The 19,398-nt window shown below is 61.2% G+C and carries 17 protein-coding genes and 4 pseudogenes; 9 read left to right on the top strand and 12 right to left on the bottom strand.

Annotation, left to right across the window (positions count from 1 at the left end):
• The first annotated feature begins 63 nt into the window (after positions 1–63).
• Positions 64–1,617 carry a histidine kinase famiy protein gene (locus tag FPB55_RS14330; RefSeq protein ID WP_238706641.1) on the top strand — a complete coding sequence of 518 codons (1,554 nt, stop codon included), beginning with the start codon at positions 64–66 and terminating at the stop codon, positions 1,615–1,617.
• A gap of 206 nt (positions 1,618–1,823) precedes the next feature.
• On the top strand, positions 1,824–3,896 hold the full coding sequence (locus FPB55_RS14325) for a PAS domain-containing sensor histidine kinase (protein ID WP_178097511.1): 2,073 nt from the start codon (positions 1,824–1,826) through the stop codon (positions 3,894–3,896).
• A gap of 28 nt (positions 3,897–3,924) precedes the next feature.
• On the opposite strand, the gene FPB55_RS14320 is transcribed toward FPB55_RS14325, so the two are convergent.
• Together FPB55_RS14320 and FPB55_RS14315 are read right to left on the bottom strand one after the other, a co-directional pair.
• Complete coding sequence (locus FPB55_RS14320) at positions 3,925–4,782, bottom strand: SDR family oxidoreductase (protein ID WP_009685514.1); 858 nt, start codon at positions 4,780–4,782, stop codon at positions 3,925–3,927.
• Positions 4,783–4,921: 139 nt separating this feature from the next.
• On the bottom strand, positions 4,922–5,929 hold the full coding sequence (locus FPB55_RS14315; protein ID WP_115294267.1) for a zinc-binding alcohol dehydrogenase family protein: 1,008 nt from the start codon (positions 5,927–5,929) through the stop codon (positions 4,922–4,924).
• 368 nt (positions 5,930–6,297) lie between these two features.
• On the opposite strand from FPB55_RS14315, the gene FPB55_RS14310 reads away from it, so the two are divergent.
• Positions 6,298–6,480 carry a hypothetical protein gene (locus tag FPB55_RS14310; protein ID WP_009685512.1) on the top strand — a complete coding sequence of 61 codons (183 nt, stop codon included), beginning with the start codon at positions 6,298–6,300 and terminating at the stop codon, positions 6,478–6,480.
• A 248-nt stretch (positions 6,481–6,728) separates the two neighbouring features.
• Positions 6,729–8,276: a PAS domain-containing protein gene (locus tag FPB55_RS14305; RefSeq protein ID WP_144188505.1), complete on the top strand. Its 1,548-nt coding sequence runs from the start codon at positions 6,729–6,731 to the stop codon at positions 8,274–8,276.
• A gap of 338 nt (positions 8,277–8,614) precedes the next feature.
• On the opposite strand, the gene FPB55_RS14295 is transcribed toward FPB55_RS14305, so the two are convergent.
• Positions 8,615–8,851, bottom strand: a complete 237-nt coding sequence (locus FPB55_RS14295; RefSeq protein WP_009685509.1) for a hypothetical protein — start codon at positions 8,849–8,851, stop codon at positions 8,615–8,617.
• A 315-nt stretch (positions 8,852–9,166) separates the two neighbouring features.
• Between FPB55_RS14295 and FPB55_RS14285 the strand changes: the two are divergent.
• The 3 genes and pseudogenes from FPB55_RS14285 to FPB55_RS14275 form a co-directional block, all read left to right on the top strand.
• A pseudogene (locus FPB55_RS14285) lies at positions 9,167–9,637 on the top strand (universal stress protein); the annotation flags it as partial.
• 147 nt (positions 9,638–9,784) lie between these two features.
• Entirely contained in the window at positions 9,785–10,210 is a 426-nt protein-coding gene (locus tag FPB55_RS14280; RefSeq protein WP_054903857.1) for a YeeE/YedE family protein, read from the top strand.
• 1 nt (position 10,211) lies between these two features.
• Entirely contained in the window at positions 10,212–10,628 is a 417-nt protein-coding gene (locus FPB55_RS14275; RefSeq protein WP_144188503.1) for a DUF6691 family protein, read from the top strand.
• Between the two features lie 31 nt (positions 10,629–10,659).
• Here FPB55_RS14275 and FPB55_RS26340 read toward each other — a convergent pair whose 3' ends face one another.
• The 4 genes and pseudogenes from FPB55_RS26340 to FPB55_RS14260 form a co-directional block, all read right to left on the bottom strand.
• On the bottom strand, positions 10,660–11,019 hold the full coding sequence (locus FPB55_RS26340; protein ID WP_174824177.1) for a cupin domain-containing protein: 360 nt from the start codon (positions 11,017–11,019) through the stop codon (positions 10,660–10,662).
• A gap of 27 nt (positions 11,020–11,046) precedes the next feature.
• Positions 11,047–11,610 (bottom strand): annotated as a pseudogene (locus FPB55_RS26335) (GNAT family N-acetyltransferase); the annotation flags it as partial.
• Between the two features lie 238 nt (positions 11,611–11,848).
• Positions 11,849–13,192 carry a chloride channel protein gene (locus FPB55_RS14265; RefSeq protein WP_238706588.1) on the bottom strand — a complete coding sequence of 448 codons (1,344 nt, stop codon included), beginning with the start codon at positions 13,190–13,192 and terminating at the stop codon, positions 11,849–11,851.
• Positions 13,193–13,366: 174 nt separating this feature from the next.
• A complete protein-coding gene (locus FPB55_RS14260) occupies positions 13,367–14,308 on the bottom strand; it encodes an aromatic alcohol reductase (protein ID WP_144188499.1) in 942 nt (313 codons plus the stop codon).
• Positions 14,309–14,406: 98 nt separating this feature from the next.
• On the opposite strand from FPB55_RS14260, the gene FPB55_RS14255 reads away from it, so the two are divergent.
• Positions 14,407–14,856, top strand: coding sequence for a helix-turn-helix domain-containing protein (locus FPB55_RS14255; protein WP_144188497.1), 450 nt, complete (start codon positions 14,407–14,409; stop codon positions 14,854–14,856).
• Here the strand turns inward: FPB55_RS14255 and FPB55_RS26705 are convergent.
• A pseudogene (locus FPB55_RS26705) lies at positions 14,799–14,981 on the bottom strand (hypothetical protein); the annotation flags it as partial. The gene FPB55_RS14255 and the pseudogene FPB55_RS26705 overlap by 58 nt on opposite strands.
• Positions 14,981–15,166: pseudogene (locus FPB55_RS26915) on the bottom strand (AbrB family transcriptional regulator); the annotation flags it as partial. The pseudogenes FPB55_RS26915 and FPB55_RS26705, both read right to left, overlap by 1 nt.
• A 650-nt stretch (positions 15,167–15,816) precedes the next feature.
• Between FPB55_RS26915 and FPB55_RS26330 the strand changes: the two are divergent.
• A complete protein-coding gene (locus FPB55_RS26330) occupies positions 15,817–16,146 on the top strand; it encodes a helix-turn-helix domain-containing protein (RefSeq protein ID WP_238706587.1) in 330 nt (109 codons plus the stop codon).
• On the opposite strand, the gene FPB55_RS26835 is transcribed toward FPB55_RS26330, so the two are convergent.
• Genes FPB55_RS26835 through nthB form a run of 3 tightly spaced genes read right to left on the bottom strand, consistent with a single transcriptional unit; the run spans position 16,143 to position 19,370 of the window.
• Positions 16,143–17,435 (bottom strand): methyl-accepting chemotaxis protein, encoded by a 1,293-nt coding sequence (locus FPB55_RS26835; RefSeq protein ID WP_144188495.1) that lies wholly within the window; start codon positions 17,433–17,435, stop codon positions 16,143–16,145. The genes FPB55_RS26330 and FPB55_RS26835 overlap by 4 nt on opposite strands.
• Entirely contained in the window at positions 17,422–18,711 is a 1,290-nt protein-coding gene (locus tag FPB55_RS14230) for a GTP-binding protein (RefSeq protein WP_144188493.1), read from the bottom strand. The genes FPB55_RS26835 and FPB55_RS14230 overlap by 14 nt, the downstream gene beginning before the upstream one ends.
• Positions 18,708–19,370, bottom strand: a complete 663-nt coding sequence (gene nthB, locus FPB55_RS14225) for a nitrile hydratase subunit beta (protein ID WP_009685496.1) — start codon at positions 19,368–19,370, stop codon at positions 18,708–18,710. The genes FPB55_RS14230 and nthB overlap by 4 nt, the downstream gene beginning before the upstream one ends.
• Positions 19,371–19,398: the final 28 nt, after the last annotated feature.

The raw sequence follows: 19,398 nt of genomic DNA, 5'->3' as shown, positions 1-19,398 counted from the left end.
ATGATCGAGGAGTTTTCCGTGAGCAGTAAAAAGGCCCGCGTCAGTAACCAGGCTTGAGGGGATATTTCCGAGCTGCCCCACGACATGTTCTTCGCGGCCGTGGAAACCACGCGGATGCCCATGATCGTCACCGATCCCAACCGTGACGATAACCCCATCATTTTCGCCAACCGGGCGTTCCTCGACATGACCGGCTATGAGCTGGCAGAGATCCTCGGGCGCAATTGCCGGTTCCTGCAAGGCCCGGAAACCGATACCGAGGTGGTCGCAACCTTGCGTGAGAGCATCGAACAGCGTGTGGATATCGCCACGGAAATTCTCAATTACCGCAAGGATGGCTCCAGCTTCTGGAACGCGCTGTTCATCTCGCCGATCTTCAATGAGCGCGGCGACCTGATTTATCACTTTGCCTCGCAACTGGACGTCAGTCGCCGTCGCGATGCCGAGGACGCCTTGCGCCAGGCCCAGAAAATGGAGGCGCTGGGCCAACTTACCGGCGGCATCGCCCACGATTTCAACAACCTGTTGCAGGTGATGGGTGGGTACCTGGGGCTGATCGCCAATGAGGCTGACAAGACTCAGGTCGACCTCAATCGCATCCGCCGCAGTGTGGGGCACGCGCAGACGGCGGTGGAGCGCGCCAGCACGCTGACCAAGCAGTTGCTGGCCTTCGCCCGCAAGCAGAAACTGCATGGGCGCGTGCTCAACCTCAACCACCTGGTCGAGGACCTGCGGCCCATGATGGAGCGGACCTTCGGCGCCGATGTTCTGGTGGAGTTCGACTTCGAGGCCGACCTGCGCAATTGCCGCATCGACCCCACGCAGGCCGAAGTGGCACTGCTCAATATCTTCATGAACGCGCGCGACGCGCTGATAGGGCGCAAGCGCCCGCACGTGTTCATTGAAACCCGCAATGTGCTGGTCACCGACATCAACCATTCCTTCGACGGCCTTTTGCCCGGCAACTATGTCAGCCTGTCCGTGACCGACAATGGTATAGGCATGCCGGCCAGCATCCGTGACCGCGTCATGGACCCGTTTTTCACCACCAAGGAAGAGGGCAAGGGCTCGGGGCTGGGCCTGTCGATGGTCTACGGCTTCGCCAGGCAATCCGGGGGTGCTGCGCGCATCTACACCGAAGAGGGGGAAGGCACGACCCTGCGCCTGTACTTCCCCGTCGACGACGCCAAGGTCGTCCAGCAGCCCGCCGTGAAGACCGCCGAACGCAGTGGGGGCTCAGAGCGTATCCTCATCGTGGAAGACCGGCCGGATGTGGCAGAGCTGGCAAAAATGGTGCTCGAGGACTACGGCTACGCAGCCGACATGGTGCTCAATGCGCGGGAAGCGTTGAAGCTTATCCAGGCTGGCGAGCGCTACGACCTGTTGTTCACCGACCTGATCATGCCAGGCGGCATGAACGGCGTCATGCTTGCCCGGGAGGTGCGCAGGCTGCAACCGCAGATCAAGGTATTGCTCACGACTGGCTATGCTGAAAATTCGATCGAGCGCACCGACATCGGCGGCTCGGAGTTCGAGGTGATATCCAAGCCTTGCCAGCCCCATGACCTGGCACGGCGGGTCAGGCAGGTGCTGGATGGGCCTACCGGCGTCACCTGAGCCGCGGCCAGCGGCTGCACGACTGAGCAAGCCCTTGCAAGTTATTGAATTGTTTGCACCTGCTTGTGGTCCAACACTTGCGCTAGGGTCATAGGCTCTGTACACCTTCGTCTACAGCCTGGTCCGTGACCTGTACCAGCGTCACATGTCGGTGAGCAGCGGCTGCCGACATTGCCAGGATTATGACGCTCCCACAGAGGTGAATCATGAATAAAGAGGGGGTTGCCGCACCGTCGGCATTGAATACCCGTTCTGAATTACTCTCTATTGCAGATGATTCCTCGGAAAAATTGCGACTTGTGCTGGAGGCAGCCGCTATCGTCGGTACTTGGGTCTGGGATATTCCCAACGATCGGGTCACTGCAGACGAGCGTTTCTCCCGTTCGTTCGGCATTCCTGCGCAGCAGTGTCAGGCCGGCATCCCCTTGGCTGAAGCGTTTTCGGCGATTTACCCCGATGACCGTGAGCGGGTGCATCAGGATATCCAGCGGGCAGTGGCCAACGGCGGAGCGTTTCGCTGTGAATACCGCGTGCGTAACGAGGAGGGTGTCTACCACTGGATCGAAGCCAACGGCCATGCCGAGCTGGACCATAGCGGGCGAGCCGTGCGGTTCCCGGGTGTGCTCATGGACATCGAAGCGCGCAGGGCCGCCGAAGCGGAACGCGATCGGGTCTCGGCGCTGTTGCGCACATTCACGGCCGCCGTGCCGGGCGTGGTCTACGCCAAGGATCTCGACGGCAGGATGCTGATTGCCAACCACGGCGCGACGCAGCTGATTGGCAAACCGCCCGAATTCTACCTGGGCAAGACCGACCTGGAGTTCCTGGAAGACAAGGACCAGGCGCGCCAGGTGATGGAAACGGATCGGCTGGTGATGGGCAGCGGCAAGACCGTGCAGGTTGAAGAGCGGGTCGACATGCCCGATGGCTCGGCAACCACTTGGTTATCAGTCAAGGCCCCGCTGGTCGATGAAGCCGGGCAGATCATCGGCCTGATCGGCTCATCGATTGACGTTTCCGGGCGCAAGCAGGCGGAAGCTGAACTGCTGGAGCTGAACCGCACGCTGGAAAAGCGGGTCTGCGAAGCGGTTGCCGAGCGTGAGGCGGCGCAGGAGGCACTGCGCCAGGCGCAAAAAATGGAAGCCATCGGTCAGCTCACTGGTGGCATCGCCCACGATTTCAACAACCTGCTGGCAGGCATCATTGGCAGCCTTGACCTTGCCCGGATGCGCGGCAAGGCTGGGCGCACTGCAGACGTTGAGCGCTACCTCGAAGTCGCGCACCGGGCAGCGCAGAAGGCCGCAGCGTTGACCCACCGGTTACTGGCGTTTTCCCGTCGGCAGCCGTTGCTGCCCGTGCGCACCGATGTCAATGAGCTGGTCGAGGGTTTGAAGGACCTTATCAGCCGCACGGTCGGACCGTCGATTGCCCTCAAGGTCAATCTGAACGCGCAGTTGGCCACGTGCCTGGTTGACCCGGTACAGGTCGAAAACTCCCTGTTGAACCTTTGCATCAATGCCCGCGATGCCCTGGCGCAGAAGCCTGGCACGATCACGATCGCCACGGCCAACCATACCTTGGAGGCAGGCCCTGGGCTGGATGCCGAACTGCAGCCAGGCGAGTACCTGACCATCAGCGTCAACGACAACGGCATGGGCATGTGTGCAGATACGCTCGCCAAGGCGTGCGAGCCGTTCTTCACCACCAAGTCGATAGGCGAAGGCACTGGGCTGGGCTTGTCGATGGTCTACGGTTTTGCCAAGCAATCGGGTGGCCAGGTAAGGATCAGTTCTGAGGAGGGGGTAGGGACGCGGGTTGAATTGTCCCTGCCGGCAGAGAGGGGCCAGCCGCAGTTGGCGGGCCGTGCAGCACTCGAGCATGGCCTGTGTGGCCGATGGTCTGACCGTACTGTACTGGTCGTTGACGATGAACCCTCCGTGCGCCTGTTCGTCAGTGATGTGCTCGGCGGTTTGGGGTGTACGGTCATCGAGGCGGCGGATAGCCAGGCGGGCTTGCAGCTGTTGTCTTCCGACACACGCATCGATTTGCTGGTAACGGATGTCGGGCTGCCTGGCGGCATTGACGGTCTTCAGATGGCGTCGTCCAGCCGCCAGATTCGCAAGGCGCTGCCCGTTATCTTCATGACGGGTTTCACCAACCCGGCATTGTTCGAGCACGAGCTTCTGCGCGACCCATCGGCTTTACTGACCAAGCCTTTCGCCGTAGACGAACTGGTGGCCAGGGTACATGCCATGCTGGGCGCGCAGCCCGAAGGATAATGCCGGGGTTGGCAGGGCGGCTCTGCCCTCAAAGAATCGGTTTACCACCTGTCACGGCATAGCGCGACCCGCTGATGTAGCTGGCTTCGTCAGATGCCAGCAGCACGTAGATCGGCGCAACCTCGACGGGTTGCCCAGGGCGCCCCATGGGGTAGCCGGAGCCGAAGTTCCGGACCGCCTCATCGGGCATGGTCGCCGGAATCAACGGGGTCCAGATGGGCCCCGGGGCTACGCTGTTCACGCGAATGCCCTTTTTGCCCAGCAACTGCGCCAGGCCGGCCGTGAAGTTGGCGATGGCACCTTTGGTCGCCGCATACGGCAGCAAGCTGGGGGAGGGGTCGTCGGAGTTCACCGAACTGGTATTGATGATCGAGCTGCCCTTGGGCATGGAAGGCAACGCCGCCTTGCAAATGCGGAAAATGGCGGTGATGTTGATATCGAAGGTTTTCACCCATTCATCATCGTCAATTTCCTCCAGGGTTTCGTGGGCCATCTGGAACGCGGCATTGTTCACCAGGACATCGATGCGGCCAAACCGCTCGACGGTCTTGGCCACGATGGCCTGGCAGTGTTGCTTGTGCGCCAGGTCACCAGGCAGCAGCAGGCATTGGCGGCCTGCCGCCTCGACCCAGCGTGCGGTTTCCTGCGCATCCTCATGCTCGTCGAGGTAGCTGATGGCAACATCTGCACCTTCCCGGGCATAAGCGATGGCCACCGCCCGGCCGATGCCACTGTCGGCCCCTGTAATCAGGGCGATCTTGCCTGCAAGCCGGCCATGGCCGGTATAGGACTGCTCGCCGCAATCCGGGTATGGCTCCATCTTGCGCTGCGTACCAGGAACGCTCTGCGGTTGAGACGGGAACGGCGGGGTAGGGTAGTCGCGCATGGTAAAAGCTCCTGCAGTTGAGAATGCTCATACCCGTTCGAGGAGGCTGGTACCTGCGCGTTGGTTCCAATGCGCCGAGGAAGCGACGAGCGGTGCCACCCCTGCTCGTGAACCAAGGCGCGATTGCTTCGCGCTCCGGTCAGAAGCTTTCCAGCACGATCTTGCCCCGGGCCCTGCCGCTCTCGATGACGGCGTGCGCACGCCGGAGGTTCTCGGCATTGATTGCACCGAAGTGCTCGCCCAGGGTTGTCCGCAGCACGCCCTTGTCGACCAGGCTGGAGACACGTTCGAGCAGATGATGTTGCTTGATCATGTCGTCGGTCTGGTACAGCGAGCGGGTGAACATGAGCTCCCAATGCAGCGACAGTGACTTGCGTTTGAGGGGCACGACATCCAGCTGCGCCGGATCGTCGATCAGCGCCAGCTTGCCTTGTGGGCGAAGCACTTCTACCAATTGGCCCAGGTAGGTATCGGTGTGCGTCAGGCTGATCACATAATCCACGCACTCGAGTTCATGCGCTGCAAGCTGAGCGGCGATCGGCCGGGTGTGGTCGATGACATGATCCGCACCCAGTTCCTCGATCCACTGTTGGCTTTCAGCCCTGGAGGCGGTACCGATCACCGTCAATTGGGTAAGCTTGCTGGCAAGCTGGATCAGGATGGAACCCACCCCGCCGGCAGCGCCGACCACCAGCAGGCTTTGCCCTTGGCCAGCCTGCTCTGCAATGCCCAGGCGGTCGAACAGCAACTCCCAGGCGGTGATGGAGGTCAACGGCAACGCCGCAGCATCAGCGTTATTCAAACTACGGGGCTTGTGCCCGACGATACGCTCGTCAACAACATGCAGCTCGCTGTAGCTGCCCGGGCGGTCGATGGCGCCGGCGTAGAACACTTCGTCGCCGGGCCTGAACAACGTCACTTCAGGGCCCACCTCGCGCACAACCCCGACAGCGTCCCAGCCAAGCACCTGTGGCTGTTGGCCGCCACGGCTTGCCCGTATTTTCGTATCGACCGGGTTTACCGCAATGGCCTTGACCTCGACCAGTAGATCCCTGGCACCCGCCTGGGGCGCGGGCAATTCTGTGTCGTAGAGCGACTGTGGGTCCTGAATGGGCAAACCGGGTTGGGTATAGACGACGGCTTTCATGGGTTGTATCCAGAGGCTGGGAAAGTGGGTGCAGGCTAAGCATTTCAATTGATTGGAAAAACAGCCTGCATGAAGCAAGACTTTCTCTGCAGGCGTGAAAATGCATTGAGGGCCTCGCGACCCGGCCCCGGTTTGCGCTTGCCCTGATGGGGCTGTGAAGTGATCAGGCATTCACTTACATGAATAGATAATGTGCAAATTCTGGAGAATCAGAATAAACAATCGAAAATCTTTTCGGCGGTGGCGTTTTTAGGCAGCACATTCCCCGGCGGGCGCAACATCATATTGACCAGCATGTGGCCTTACACGGGCCGCTTGCCTGCGGGGTGAATCTCACCCCAATCGAACCTCCCAAAAGGAACGCCATCGTGCACCACGTCAAATATGACCTGTCCGAAGCCCAGACCAGCCTTGAGTACATCCTCGAACAAGTCATCTATGGCACGGTGGTTGTCATCGTGCGCAATGGTATTGAAATTGCCCGGGTTACCGCAGTAGAAGGTTTGAGCCAGCGTGCTACGCGGCCCATGGCCACCCCGTATGAGCTGTAGCAACGCTGCAGGGGGCGCCACCCACCGGCTGAACAGGCACAGCGCTGCTGCACGCCTCGTCATAATATGCACCGCCCCCTGAATTTACCGCGTAAAGTGACCATTGAAGTCCAGCCCTACGCTGGCGCAGCGGGGCGAGCACTGGCGCGCGTACATCGATTAGCGGCTATTGTAGGAGGGCGGTAAGCGAACCGCCTTCGCCGCGTATGGAGGCTGGACGCGTTCCTGCACACTACAAAGGGAACCCTATGCAGCAGCTACCTACGGACGAAACGATCCGTGCAGCCTTGAATCGAACCCATGCACGCCTTCACCGACAACATGAGCTGGTTGTCGAGTTTGGCGTGGTGTCGTTGCAGGTCACAGAACTCGACCTGCTGCTGACGCGCGCCTGTGAAGTGGTTGCCGAGGGCATGAATACGCGCTACGCCAAGGTGCTCCAGCCTGAATTGGACGGCGACGGTTTCGTCCTGTCCCATGGGGTTGGCTGGGATGCTGCAGACATCGGCAGGGCTACCGTGGGTGCAGATGAAGCCAGCCCGGCAGGGTATGCGCTGGCCACCTACAGGCCGGTACTGTCGAACCATCTGGGCATGGAAAATAGGTTCCGCACCCCTGAGCTGCTGAAAAAATACGGTATCGAGCGCGCGATCAATGTACCGATTCGCGGTGTACTCGGCCCATTCGGCGTGCTTGAGGCCGACAGCAGCAAGGGTGAGGATTTCGTGGAAAGCGACCTGGTGTTCCTGGAAGGGATCGCTACCGTCATTTCACTGGCTGCCGAACGGATTGCCGCAGGGGTCGAGGCGCCTCACCCCGACCCCTATTCCGAGACGATCCTCAATGCCAGCCCTGACTGGGTGGAGATCATGTCTGCCGACGGGCACATCGAATTCATGAACGAAGCTGGCCTGACCTTCATGAACACCAGCGCTGCCGAAGTCACAGGCCAGCGCTGGCATGAGCTGTGGCCAGAGGAATCGAGGTCGATTGTGTGGGAGGCGCTGTGTAAAGTCGGCGCTGGCGAGACCATTCGGTTCGAAGCGTATTGCCCGTTATCGGCTACTGAGCCGAAATGGTGGGATGTGACGGTGGCGCCGATCATGGGCGTGAATGGCCAGGTTGAGCGAGTGATCGCCGTTTCGCGCGACATCACCGCACGGCATCAGTACGAGGCCCAACTGCTGTCCCTGATCGAGGCGCAGAACACCAGGCAAGACCGCAGCGACCTCTATCTGGAGGAGATTCATCATCGGGTCAAGAACAGTTTGCACCTGGTGAACACACTGCTGCTGCTGCAGGCAAACCTGGCAGCCGACGCGGCGGTCAAGCTGCAGCTTGAAACCGCGGCTGGCCGGGTAGTCACCATTGCCAGTGTTCACGAGCGGCTGTACCAGACCGCTGAAGACCAAGGCGTGCATGCTGAAGAATATCTGAATGCATTGCTCGGCGATTTGGGCAAGGCCTTGGCAGACCGCAAGATCGTTCTGGAGGCAGATGATTTCGTGCTGCCGCCTGAACGTATGGCGCCCCTGGGCCTGGTCATCTCCGAGCTGATCACCAATGCGCTCAAGTACGGCAAAGGCACCATTGAGGTGCTGGTCAAGCATGCAGGCGACCATGCACTGCTCACCGTTCGCGATGAAGGTGATGGCTTCCCGGACAACTACCCCAAGCCGACGGGCACCGGCTTGGGTATGCGCTTGGTCAAAAGCTATTCCGGGTATGGTAGCGCCGCGGTGACCATTGACCGGCAGGCCAGCAAGAGCTGTATTCATGTCCGCTTCAAGCTCTAGCCTTGCCGGCGTTGGCAGCCTGCTTTATCGACTGCGCAAGGTGTCCAGGGCCGGCGACCAGACGCCATGGCCACAACGTTCGCAGCAGCGCGTATCTTCAGCCTCATGGTAGGTCGCAAATCCCCAGCCTACGCAGCTGTATAGCCCGGCCGCAGGCGGCGAGCTGTATTCGGGCCGGTGTTCGGCGGGCAGTACTGACAAGCCCGGGCGGGTGACCTCGGCAGGGTACAGATACTGGCTGAGGTCGCCATCGGTCGCCAGCAGCGTGCGACCGCAGGTAACCTCGCAATGCTCCGTGCGCAGCGGCCTGCGGCAATCGCTAAGCGGGCTGATTACCTTTATTCGCTGGCCTGCAGTTTCGCCCATTGGCGGTAGGCCGCTTTCAGGCTGGCAGGCAAGCAGGGCGGATCACCCTCGATTTTACTGTGTGCCGGGTGGCTGCCCTTCCATTCCATCAGCCACGCGATCAGCGCTGGGCGCGTACCGGGGCAGGGGCCAACCTGCTGCTCGAGGGCATCGGCGATGGGGCCGAGGGTTTCGATGTAGTGGTCGAGTTTGGCGAGTGGGTCGTCCATGCTAGTGAACCTCTATCGATTGCGCAGCAGCGGCGCTACTGCCATCAGCGTATCTAGCATGGCACGGTCAGGGCTTGCAGTCTTCCATTGGCAGGCTCGCCTTTCTCCAGGGCCAGCAGAGCCGGCATGTCGAGTGTTTCCACCAGGCTGCCGCGCAGGTTGACGATACCTTGCCTGACGGGTGAGGGCGTTGCGATGGGGTCAGGTTGTGCCTGGCGTCCGGCAACCGGTTGATCTGCGTCAAATACCCGCGTTGGGATGAATGCCGTTGTCGTGAGCGCGTCAGTTGACAAACGTCAAGTCTGCCGAGCATGGCCCCGCACCATCCTGGCGGCGGTGGACTTGTCCAGGCCAGAGGATCAGATCGAGGGTTTCAATGACCAGATCATCAGCGAGGCGCTGAAACTGGCCTTGCAGTGCAATGCGCAAATCGAGTTGCTCTATGCCTACGACCTGGGCTCGATGTACCTGGACGCCGACGGTAGTCGGGAACACGCCTTCCTGTTCGACTCCAACTTGGCGCACACACTTCATGAAGCCCAGAGCGATGCCTTCCAGGCGCTGGCCGAGCGCAACGGCATAGCGGCCGAGCACCGCCATATGCGCATCGGTGACCCGGCCAAGGCGCTGGCCCTGTTCATGGACAACCATGACACCGACGTGCTGGTGATGGGCAGCTATCACCACCGCGGTATTGGCTGGTTCATTGGCAGTACGGCCGAACGGGTACTGCACCGCTTGTCGTCCAGTGTGCTGGTGATCTCGCCCGAGCGTTCTCAAGGTTGACTTGGCAGTTGTGATGGGCTGCACGACAGCACCTGCGGTGCGTTGGCACAGGCACTGTTCGCGACCGTCAATGGAGGCTGCCTGCCAGCAATGCCATAATGTCGACGTCGGTGTTTCCCTTACGTGGCATTTTTCGAGGCGTTGTGCATGAACGATTTCACCCCTTGGACGGCGCTGGCAGGTGGCGCCTTGATTGGCCTGGCTGCTGCGCTGTTTGCCGTGGCCAATGGGCGTATCGCGGGTATCAGCGGCCTGCTCGGGTCGTTGCTGCAACGTGGCGGAGAGGGGCGTGGCGAGAAAGCGTCATTCCTGCTCGGCATCCTCGCCGCGCCGTTGCTGTGGCAACTGTTTACAGCCCTGCCGTCTGCGCACTTTACGGTTTCGCCCGGGTGGCTGGTGGTCGCCGGGCTGCTGGTCGGCCTCGGCACCCGTTACGCTGCAGGCTGCACCAGCGGCCATGGTGTGTGTGGCCTTTCCCGATTGTCGCCGCGCTCGGCAGTAGCAACGCTGAGTTTCATGGTGGCCGGGTTTGCCACCGTCTATATCCTTCGTCATGTGCTGGCAGGTAACTGACATGCAGCGGCTCAGTGGTTTTCTGGCTGGCGTGTTGTTCGGCCTGGGGTTGTTGCTATCCGGCATGGCAAACCCCGCGAAAGTGCTCGGGTTTCTCGACCTGGCCGGGCGCTGGGATGCCTCGCTGGCGCTGGTCATGGTTGGCGCCATCGGCATCGTTTTGCTGCCCATGACCTGGGCGCGGCGGCACAGCGTGGCGTTGCTGGGTGGCCGGATGCAGTTGCCGACGCGGCGCGACATCGACCGGCGGCTGGTGGGCGGCAGCCTCATGTTTGGGGTCGGCTGGGGGATCGCTGGCATCTGCCCGGGCCCGGCACTGGTGCTGCTGGTTGGCGGCTACTGGCAAGCCTGGCTGTTCGTGGCGGCCATGCTCGTGGGCATGCTGGTATTCAGCGCCGTGGAAGCGTCACGCCGCTGAATTGACAGGCGCGCCCACGCGCCTGCGCCGACTAGTTCGCGGGAACGAGGATCACGAAGTTCTTTTTCATGTCCTCCAGAACAGTCCACTTGCCTTTGGCGCCGGGCTCGATGATGAACGTGTCGCCAGCGGCGAGGGTGGCCGGCGCACAGCCGTCGAGCTCGATCACGCAGCGCCCGCTCAACACATGGCAGAATTCCCAGACTTTGTAGTCGATACGCCACGCTCCGGTACTGGCCTCCCATTCGCCGGAAATACGACCTTGCTGTTCATCGTGGTAGTACTTGGACGTCAGCGTGTGCGGGTCGCCTTCCACCACCTCTTCGAAGAAGGGCAGGTCGCGCACCGGTTGGATATCCATTTCGCGGAACACGGTCAGTTTCTGGGTCATGGTTATTTCTCGTGCGGGTTGGGGGTTAGGGCGATACATCAAATAGGCTTCGCCGGTGACGGCGAGCATCGGGTGCGGCACGATCTGGCAGGTTTTCACGATCTTGAAGCCATGGCGTTCGTAGAAGCGCCGTGCACCGTGGTTTTCCGCGTAGTCGATCAGGCACAGGCCCTGCAAGCCGAGGTCCTCGGCGCGTTGCTGGGCGTGGCGAAGGAACTGCACGCCCAGGCCCTGGCTGCGCCAGGCCTCATCCAGGGCCAGGCTGGAGATGTACAGGGTGTCGGGTATTTCCATGTCGGCGTAAGGCGCGAGTACCGGGTCTGTCTCGACCTGCCGGTCAGGGGCCGCATGCAGTGCATAGCTGTGCATCATGCCGATGACGCGACCTTCGCAGGTGGCCATCAGGCAATTCCTGTATGAAAAATCGCCCTGTTCCCTGGCATAGCGAGCCGCGCCCACACTCAGCAATGCTTCTCCCGGCGCGGCCAGCTTGCTCCATATGTAATCGGCCATGCCTTCTGATGTCAGTTGAAAGAAGCGCGCGATATCGGGCGCGTCCGAGGCCTCGGCAGGTCTGAAGTGGGTAAGCATGTCCAGGGCTTCCATGGGATCGGGTGGCGGGGTGGCGGGTTTACACCGTTGACCGGGGGAGGGTAGGTGCTTTGCAAGGCGGGCATGATGCTCCAGGCGAACACTGTCGGCACAATGCGCGACGGTACGAACATGCACTTGGGTGCATCCGCTGGTCAGGACCTTGGCCAACACCAATTTTTCGGCCCGGATGCTCGAGTCCCAGGCGCGTGTCATCAGGCGGGAAAAGCAGGATTATTCACTGCTCGCGAGCGCCAGGTTTGGAAACGGCCGGCGCCGGAACCTGCAGCTTGTCGATGATCTGCCTGGCCAGAGCATGATAGAGCGAGACGGGCGATACCCAGCCAGAGATGGCGGCCGCCATCAGTGTCGCTGCCAGCATGGGAATGGCCAGGTCCGGGCTGTGCGTTAGTTCAAGCACGATGACCGAGGCAGTGAGTGGTGAGCGCGTGACACCCGCCAGGTAGGCACCCATGCCGAGCAGTGCGCATGCTTGCGGGTCGACACTGGGGATCAAACCCAACACGGGCGCAAATGCCGCACCTATGCTGAGCGAGGGCGAAAACAGACCGCCAGGAATACCGGAGAGGTAGGAAACGACATTGGCCAAGAACTTCCACAGCAGAAAGCTTGAGTCCGTGATGGGCTGGCCTTCAAGCAAAGCGCGTGTTTCTTCGTACCCAGTGCCAAATACATGATTGCCAGACACGAGCCCCAAAGTGGCCAGCAACAGCCCACAGAACGCAGCGAAACGCACGGGGTAACGCCCGCGTGCCGCACATAGGCGGCCTAGCAATCCCTTGTCGGTTGGCAGCACAAGCTTGGCGTAAAAGCCACCCAGCAGCCCACCCAACACTGCACAAGCCGGTACGACGCTCCAGCCCCAGCCCGTCGGCACACGACCGCTGATTTCGCCAAAATAGGCGTAATGCCCCATCAAGCCGAGGGTGACGGCGCCGCCGATCAGTACCGCAGTGAGCACCAGCCCGCTAAATCGTTGCTCGAACGTGCGGCTCAATTCCTCGATGGCAAACACAATGCCTGCCAATGGGGTATTGAAGGCCGCTGCGATACCTGCTGCGCCGCCGGCGAGCACCAGGCCTGCGATTGTTCGTCGGCCATGCAGGCCCAGGCGCCGGCCAAAGGTATAGAGCACAGCCGCGCCGATGTGCACGGTGGGGCCTTCGCGGCCAACCGAGCCTCCGACCAGCAGCGCGCCCAAAGTCAGGCTCATGCGTGCGGCAGCCACAGGGAGCGAGAGTAACCGGGCTCGCAGCCGTCGAGAGGGTATTTCCAGGGCAGCGATGACTTGGGGAATACCACTGCCTTTGGCATTCTCAAACCAGCGTTGCGTCAGATAGGCCAGCAGGGCGAAACCCACTGGGGTTATCAGCAGGGGAGCCCAGGGTGCCCGGACCACCAAGCGCTTGAACGAGGCGAAGGCCTCGTCGGCCAGCCAAGCAAAAGCCAGTGCAACCAGCCCTACCAGCAGCGCCCCGATCCAGAACGCCAGCCGCTGACGCCATTCTCGCCAGCGTGAATGACGAAAGAGGGAATGGACTGGACGGCTGGGTTCGGACATTGCCCACACATGGCTGAGTTGTAAAGCCGTGAGTATGGCGTGTTTTCGCAGGCTGGCCTACTCAAATACGGCGCAGGGATCGGATGTGCTGTGTGGATAGGCTTGGGCTTTTCGTCGTTCAGCATCCCCTGTCGAGCCGAGGCGTTTCTCGCAAGCCAGCTTCTGTCGTCGCGCTCACTTGCTCGCAAGATTCGCCCGAGCCCACTGCTCTGCGGTGGTTACTGGAATCCCCTGCTGTTCGTTGAAGGTTACCGCTTTTGGCCAAGCCACCCCTCTGCCTTGAGCGAATACAGCACGGTACTTTTTGATGTGATGAGTAGGGTCTTTTCTCAATTCGTCCATCAGGTGCGGGACAGTCCACACGTTGGTTTTGAAAGGACGACCCAGCGCGTGCTCGAGGATGTGCGCGACTTGCCCATACGAAACCGTGTCGCCTGCAAGATAGACAATCTCGTTGCGCAAGCGAGGTTCGAAGAAGACGATTTCCGCCGTGAGAGCGCCGATGTCGTCTGGGGTAGTCAGCGTCACGCTGTTCTCGAGACCGCCGAGAGCGTTAACGGTGTCATTGTCGAAATCGACGACTTCAAACACGGGCTCGAAAAGGAAGCTGGTGAACATGCCCGTCGAGATAATTACCCATTCAGTTTTATCTTGCGCGCGAAGCGCCTCGCGTACGTCGAGTTGAGCATCGAAAAGATCCTGGGGGCTGCCCCGACCGATCACTTCGAAATCCACACCAAACTGCCACGGGAAGTAGCGCTTCACGCCCGACCTCAGCGCTGTTGTTGCCAACTTCATGGGGGTTTCCCGACCCGCGACCATGCCGGCACAGCCTATGACGGTATCGAACCCGGCGAACACGCCTGCTAGGTGTTCAATTGAATCGTTTACCAGATCCGCAGTGACCATCTGAATGCCCAGCCCCCGAAGCTCGTCTATTTCGGCCTTTTTCTCCGGCACCTGGGTGTTGATGGTCGAGCCCCGGAGAAGAACGCTAATTTGGGAGCCGGGTGCGCGTTTGGCCACTCGCGCGAGGTTGCGCAACACCGGGAGACCCAGTTCACCGGCGCCGAGAACCAGAATGGATTGAGGGGATAGCGGGGTTGTTTCGATCATGATTTCTCCTGAGGTGTAAGGCCTGTACCATGAGCGAATGCTGGCATGGCCAAGCCGTACTCGTAAGAAGGCACACGTGTGATACCTGGGAGGAATAAATGGCTAATCAGGATGCTCTGAGCCAGGCAGAAGCTATCTGCCAAACGCTCCGAGAAGAGGATGATGGCGTCAGGCGGGAAGTCCTCGCTCACGCAGGTAGCCGATGGTCATTGGGCATCCTGCATGCCTTGGGTGTGTACGGCTCGATGCGCCACGCCGAGATAAAAAGGCAGATGACCGGGGTGACCCAGCGAATGCTGACCAAAACGCTCCGCGCCATGCAACGGGATGGATTACTGCTTCGACGGGAGTTCGGGGACATTCCGCCGCGCGTCGAATATGAGCTGACGCCGCTGGGGATGGAACTGTTGGTACGGATGTCCCCCGTTTGGATGTGGGTTGTCGAAAACGCTGAGGAATTTCGCGCGGCGCGTCGCGCTTTCGACAGTCAAGATGACAGAAAGCCCGCCTGGCAAATCCCCACCCCGGCACGCTTTGATCCGGAATAATCGTTAGGGTTGCTCTCAAATCCTTGCGGGTCGTTCTGCTCGGCCTGGGCGGCGGCTTCTTGCAATTTGCGTAGCTGTAAAGTCACACCGTCATGCAATAACAGTGTCCAGCTATGTCGCACCATCAGAGCGCGACCTCACCGTCGATATCTTCGTCCAGGTTTACGGAGTGGTTTGCGTTGGCGAGCATGGTTTGCGCCATGTCTTCCTGTAGGGTGGTGAGGTTGGGTCCGCTTCGGATATCAGCCTCCAGCAAACCCAGGAATGCACTGATGGCAGGGTCTTCATGGGTGGTCTCTACGCGGCTGATTCGGCGCCTCTCACATAACAACCCACAACTTATTGATTTAGCGGGGGCTTGTGGGAGCGGGCATGTCGAGGCGTCGAACCGCCGCGAATACCGGCGTAGCCGGTGCCAGCTACCGCGTTGGATTCTTCGCGGCGGTTCGACGCCTCGACACGCCCGCTCCCATACAACCCGCGAGGCGCTTACGAATTGGGATTTCTGCGCGACAGCGCAACCCCTAGGGCTGTGTGATCGCCCAGGTAGTGAGAACTGTGCAAGCGATGTATGGATGCTTGTATTGAAGTTCAGCCATTAACCGGACCCAGATAATCAGTTCGCATTGGATCGCAGTCGAAGGGCAACTCAACGCAGGCAAATATCCATAGCAACGTTTTCACTGCTTCACTGCGGTGGAGGTTGCTCAAATGGGGAAGTGTTTGTGGGGCTCTGTGCCGGCTGATGCTCACGCCGTCCCCCAGGTAGAAGTAGCCACTCTGGCTTGTACCTCCCCAGCACGCCGTATGGATCCCCGGCGGCACGTCGCACAGTTGCCGCGTAACCGAAAACGCCCGTACCTGCTTTCTGTTCGTTGAGCCCACCTGCCAATATCAGACAACCCCAAGATCAAACAGATCGCAGATACGCTCTTTGCAGAGCCCGGTGACCGAACCACTTTGCGCGAGGGGGCCACTAGGCTTGCAACCAGCGAACGAACGCTGGCAAGGCTGGTAGAGAGCACGACCGGGCTGAGCTTCGGGCGCTGGCGCCAACAGTTGCATTTGATGATCGCACTGAGTCAATTGGCGGAAGGGGTAGCCGTGCAGCGTGTGGCGGGCATTCTGGGCTATGACTCTGTAAACGCTTTTATCACGATGTTCAAGAAAGCGCTGGGTAAATCGCCTACCCAGTATTTTTCCTCCCTGCGTCGATACTTTGCTACAGATGCAACGCGAGGCTGTAGAGCGATCACGAAGCACCGTTATTGGTCCATCGCGCTCGGTTAGTTGTCGATCATCTGCGCCGCTTGCTGAGTGGCTTGGCTGGTGCGCGTGGCCAGCTTGCGCACCTCGTCGGCGACCACAGCAAAACCGCGTCCGGCTTCACCTGCCCGCGCTGCCTCGATGGCGGCGTTCAAGGCCAGCAGGTTGGTCTGGCTGGCGATACCCTGGATGGTGGCGACGATATGGGTAAGCTTGGCGAGGGTCTCCTGCATCACCTGGTGCTGTTGCGCCTGGGCCTCGCGAATGGTGCTTTCCTCATGGCGGGCATGGATATCGGTGATAGCCCCGACTACCCGCAGCGGTGCCCCGTCCTGACCCCGGCGGGTTTGCCCGCGGCCGCGGAACCAGCGGTAGTTGCCGCTCTGGTGCTTGAGCCGATATTCCACATCGAACGGGGTATTGCCGCTGTGGTCTTCCACGTGGGCGACGAAGGCTGCAATGGCGCGCGCGCTGTCGTCGGGATGCAGGCGTGAGGTCCAGCTTTCCAGGGTATTGGGAAACTCTTCGACGGTGCTGCAGCCCAGCAGCCTGCGCATCTGCGACGACCACCAGATGGTGTTGCCCGGGTTGGCCGGATCGCCCGCCACCACTTCGATATCCGATAGGCCGTCGTGAAGCATCTCGCGGGAAATATCGAAACGTTCGGCGGCCAGCTCCAATTCCTGGATACGCAGGTACTGCTCGTGGATGTCGCGCAGGGTGCCCGCCGTGGCCACTGCGACACCGTGGGCGTCGCGCTGCGAACTGCCGCTGAACCGGCACCAGCGATAGTTACCGCCGGTCGCGAGTTTCATCCGCACGTCCAGCGCAAACGGCGTGCGCCCGCTGCGATCGGCCAGGTGCCGGGCCAGTGCTTGCATATGGGGTTGCCGGTCGGCAGGGTGCAGTTGCTCACTCCACTGTCCCAACCGGGCCAGGCGTGGTGCCTGTAGCGAGGCCGAGCCTGTCCACTGCATGGCACAGTCCGGCGTCGGGGTGGCGGCGATCGTTGGCTGCAGTTGCCAGAACAACTCATCCGCGCCCTGGGTGACCAGTGTCCAGCGCGCCTCCAGTTGCTGCACGAGTGCCTCGCGCTCAGCCAGGCGCTGCTCCAGCTGGCTGACCTGCGAAGCAAGCGCGCGAGCCTGTTCCTTGAGTTCCCGTCGCTCCTGCAGCACGCGCTCCACGCCTGCCAGGATCCGCCGCAACAGCGGATTGGCCGAAGACAACGGCGCGCTCGGCTGGTCGGGCTGCTCCAGGCGGTCGGCCAGCTGGGCCAACACCCAGCGGCTGGTGCGATTAAACAACAGCATGCGACACCTCCGGTTGTATGGCGGCATCAGCCGACGGTGCCTGCGCCTGCCGGATCGACAAGGCCTGGCTGTCGAAGTCGGCCGCCCCGGGCAACGCTGGCCAGGCCGACGGGCCACTGGCGATTTCCTGTGGGCTCAACAGGCAGTGGTCGAGCTCGCGTTGCAGCGCCTGGATGTCCAGGTCCTGGCCGATGAACACCAGTTCCTGGCGGCAATCACCGACGATGCTGTCCCACTTGGCCGTGATGCCCTGCAGGCGATATTTGTCTTGCGGCCATTGCGACGGGTCGATGAAACGCCACCAATGCCCCACGTAATCCCACTGGAATTGCTTGCCGCTGTGTACCAGCAGTGCGGTTTCGCGGTGGCGACTGGCGAGCCAGAAATAGCCTTTGCTGCGCAGCAACCGACCGTTGCGCCAGGGACGGGCAAGAAACTCGAGCAAGCGTTGCGGATGGAACGGGGCGCGCTCGCGATACACCCACGAGACCACGCCATAGGTGTCCGACTCGGCTACCGGCGTATCGTGCGCGTCCATCCGTTTCATCCAGCCGGGCGCTGCGGCAAAGCTGGGCAGATCGAACAGCCCGGTGCCAAGGATGCTCGACAGCGCTACGTTGCCGGAGACCATTGGCAGGATCTGCGCCCCCGGATTGAGTCCGGCCAGAATCGCCCGCAACGCCTGGTAGCCGGCCTCATCGACCAGGTCGCACTTGTTGACCAGGATCACATTGGCGTACTCGACCTGCTCGATCAGCAGATCGGCCAGTGGGCGCCTGGGGGTATCGGTCGTGGCGTCGGCACGGGCGACGGTTTCGGCCGAGTCGAGCAAGGCCATGAACTGGCTGGCATCGACCACCGTCACCAGGGTATCCAGGCGCGCCAGCTCGCTAAGGCTGAAGCCGTTGGTGTCGAGAAAGGCAAAGGTCTCGGCGACCGGCATCGGCTCGGAAATCCCGGTGGACTCGATCAACAGGTAATCGAAGCGCTGCTGGCGCGCCAGCGCGCTGATCTGCTCGAGCAGGTCGGCGCGCAGGGTGCAACAGATACAGCCGTTGCTCATCTCGATCAATTCATCCTCGCCACGGTGCAGCGCAACCTCGCGCTGCACCTCGGAGGCATCGATGTTGACCTCGCTCATGTCGTTGACGATAACCGCCACCTTCAGGTCCTGGCGGTTGCGCAGGATATGGTTGAGCAAAGTCGTCTTGCCTGCGCCGAGGAAGCCCGAAAGGACCGTCACCGGCAGTCGGCCCGCCTGGGCGCTATTGCTCATGGGCGCGCCGCTCCCGAACCTTCGACCTTGTCCAGGTAGCTTTCGAACAGGTCTACCACCACCCGCCCATCGTCTGCGGCATCGCCCCACAGGTCGCGCACGCGAAACTCGACATGGTAGGTCGGTTGGTGCGCAGCGCTCTGGTCGCCATGCCCGATCGCATCCGGGAACGGCCACTGTTCGGTGGTGCGGTGCAGCACCACGCCTTGCTTGCCGCGCACATACCCCGGCATGCGCACATGCCCGGCCACGTATTCATCGCGCACGATGACCCGGTCGCCCACTTCGAAAGGCGCTCGCCCGGTGATCGCCGCGCGCCCTTTCGCGTGGGCGGGGTTGGCCAGCTTGAAGTGCGAGCCCAGCGCCTCATCCAGTTCGGCCTGGGTGATGACGCCGGTCTCGACCAGCAACGTGGCGGTGGCGATCACATAACGCTCGTAGTACTCGGTACCGACATGCTGGCGCACATCAATGCGTTCGACCGCGTGACGTATTTCGTCGACGCTGAACTTCTTCATGTGATCGGCGCCGATGAACATCAGGCTGTAGGCCAGGTGTTCCCAGTCCTGCTTGAATACCTGCTTGTAGCTCAGGCTGTTGATGCGATGGGGCACTTTGCCAAAGCCCTGGAAACCGCCGAGATCGTGGAAGCCATCCATATTGAATACTCCGGAAGGTGAATGAAGT

The sequence above is a fragment of the Pseudomonas sp. BJP69 genome (assembly GCF_007633355.1).
GTDB lineage: Bacteria > Pseudomonadota > Gammaproteobacteria > Pseudomonadales > Pseudomonadaceae > Aquipseudomonas > Aquipseudomonas juntendi.
Note: the sequence above shows the minus strand (reverse complement) of the source record. Positions and strands in the feature narration are given on the sequence as shown.

Bases quoted from the DNA above. Each gene is read 5' to 3' on its own strand.
- FPB55_RS14325 (WP_178097511.1), top strand. From the start codon at position 1,824: ATGAATAAAGAGGGGGTTGCCGCACCGTCGGCATTGAATACCCGTTCT.
- FPB55_RS14320 (WP_009685514.1), bottom strand. From the start codon at position 4,782: ATGCGCGACTACCCTACCCCGCCGTTCCCGTCTCAACCGCAGAGCGTT.
- FPB55_RS14315 (WP_115294267.1), bottom strand. From the start codon at position 5,929: ATGAAAGCCGTCGTCTATACCCAACCCGGTTTGCCCATTCAGGACCCA.
- FPB55_RS14305 (WP_144188505.1), top strand. From the start codon at position 6,729: ATGCAGCAGCTACCTACGGACGAAACGATCCGTGCAGCCTTGAATCGA.
- FPB55_RS14295 (WP_009685509.1), bottom strand. From the start codon at position 8,851: ATGGACGACCCACTCGCCAAACTCGACCACTACATCGAAACCCTCGGC.
- FPB55_RS14280 (WP_054903857.1), top strand. From the start codon at position 9,785: ATGAACGATTTCACCCCTTGGACGGCGCTGGCAGGTGGCGCCTTGATT.
- FPB55_RS14275 (WP_144188503.1), top strand. From the start codon at position 10,212: ATGCAGCGGCTCAGTGGTTTTCTGGCTGGCGTGTTGTTCGGCCTGGGG.
- FPB55_RS26340 (WP_174824177.1), bottom strand. From the start codon at position 11,019: ATGACCCAGAAACTGACCGTGTTCCGCGAAATGGATATCCAACCGGTG.
- FPB55_RS14265 (WP_238706588.1), bottom strand. From the start codon at position 13,192: ATGTCCGAACCCAGCCGTCCAGTCCATTCCCTCTTTCGTCATTCACGC.
- FPB55_RS14260 (WP_144188499.1), bottom strand. From the start codon at position 14,308: ATGATCGAAACAACCCCGCTATCCCCTCAATCCATTCTGGTTCTCGGC.
- FPB55_RS14255 (WP_144188497.1), top strand. From the start codon at position 14,407: ATGGCTAATCAGGATGCTCTGAGCCAGGCAGAAGCTATCTGCCAAACG.
- FPB55_RS26835 (WP_144188495.1), bottom strand. From the start codon at position 17,435: ATGCTGTTGTTTAATCGCACCAGCCGCTGGGTGTTGGCCCAGCTGGCC.
- FPB55_RS14230 (WP_144188493.1), bottom strand. From the start codon at position 18,711: ATGAGCAATAGCGCCCAGGCGGGCCGACTGCCGGTGACGGTCCTTTCG.
- nthB (WP_009685496.1), bottom strand. From the start codon at position 19,370: ATGGATGGCTTCCACGATCTCGGCGGTTTCCAGGGCTTTGGCAAAGTG.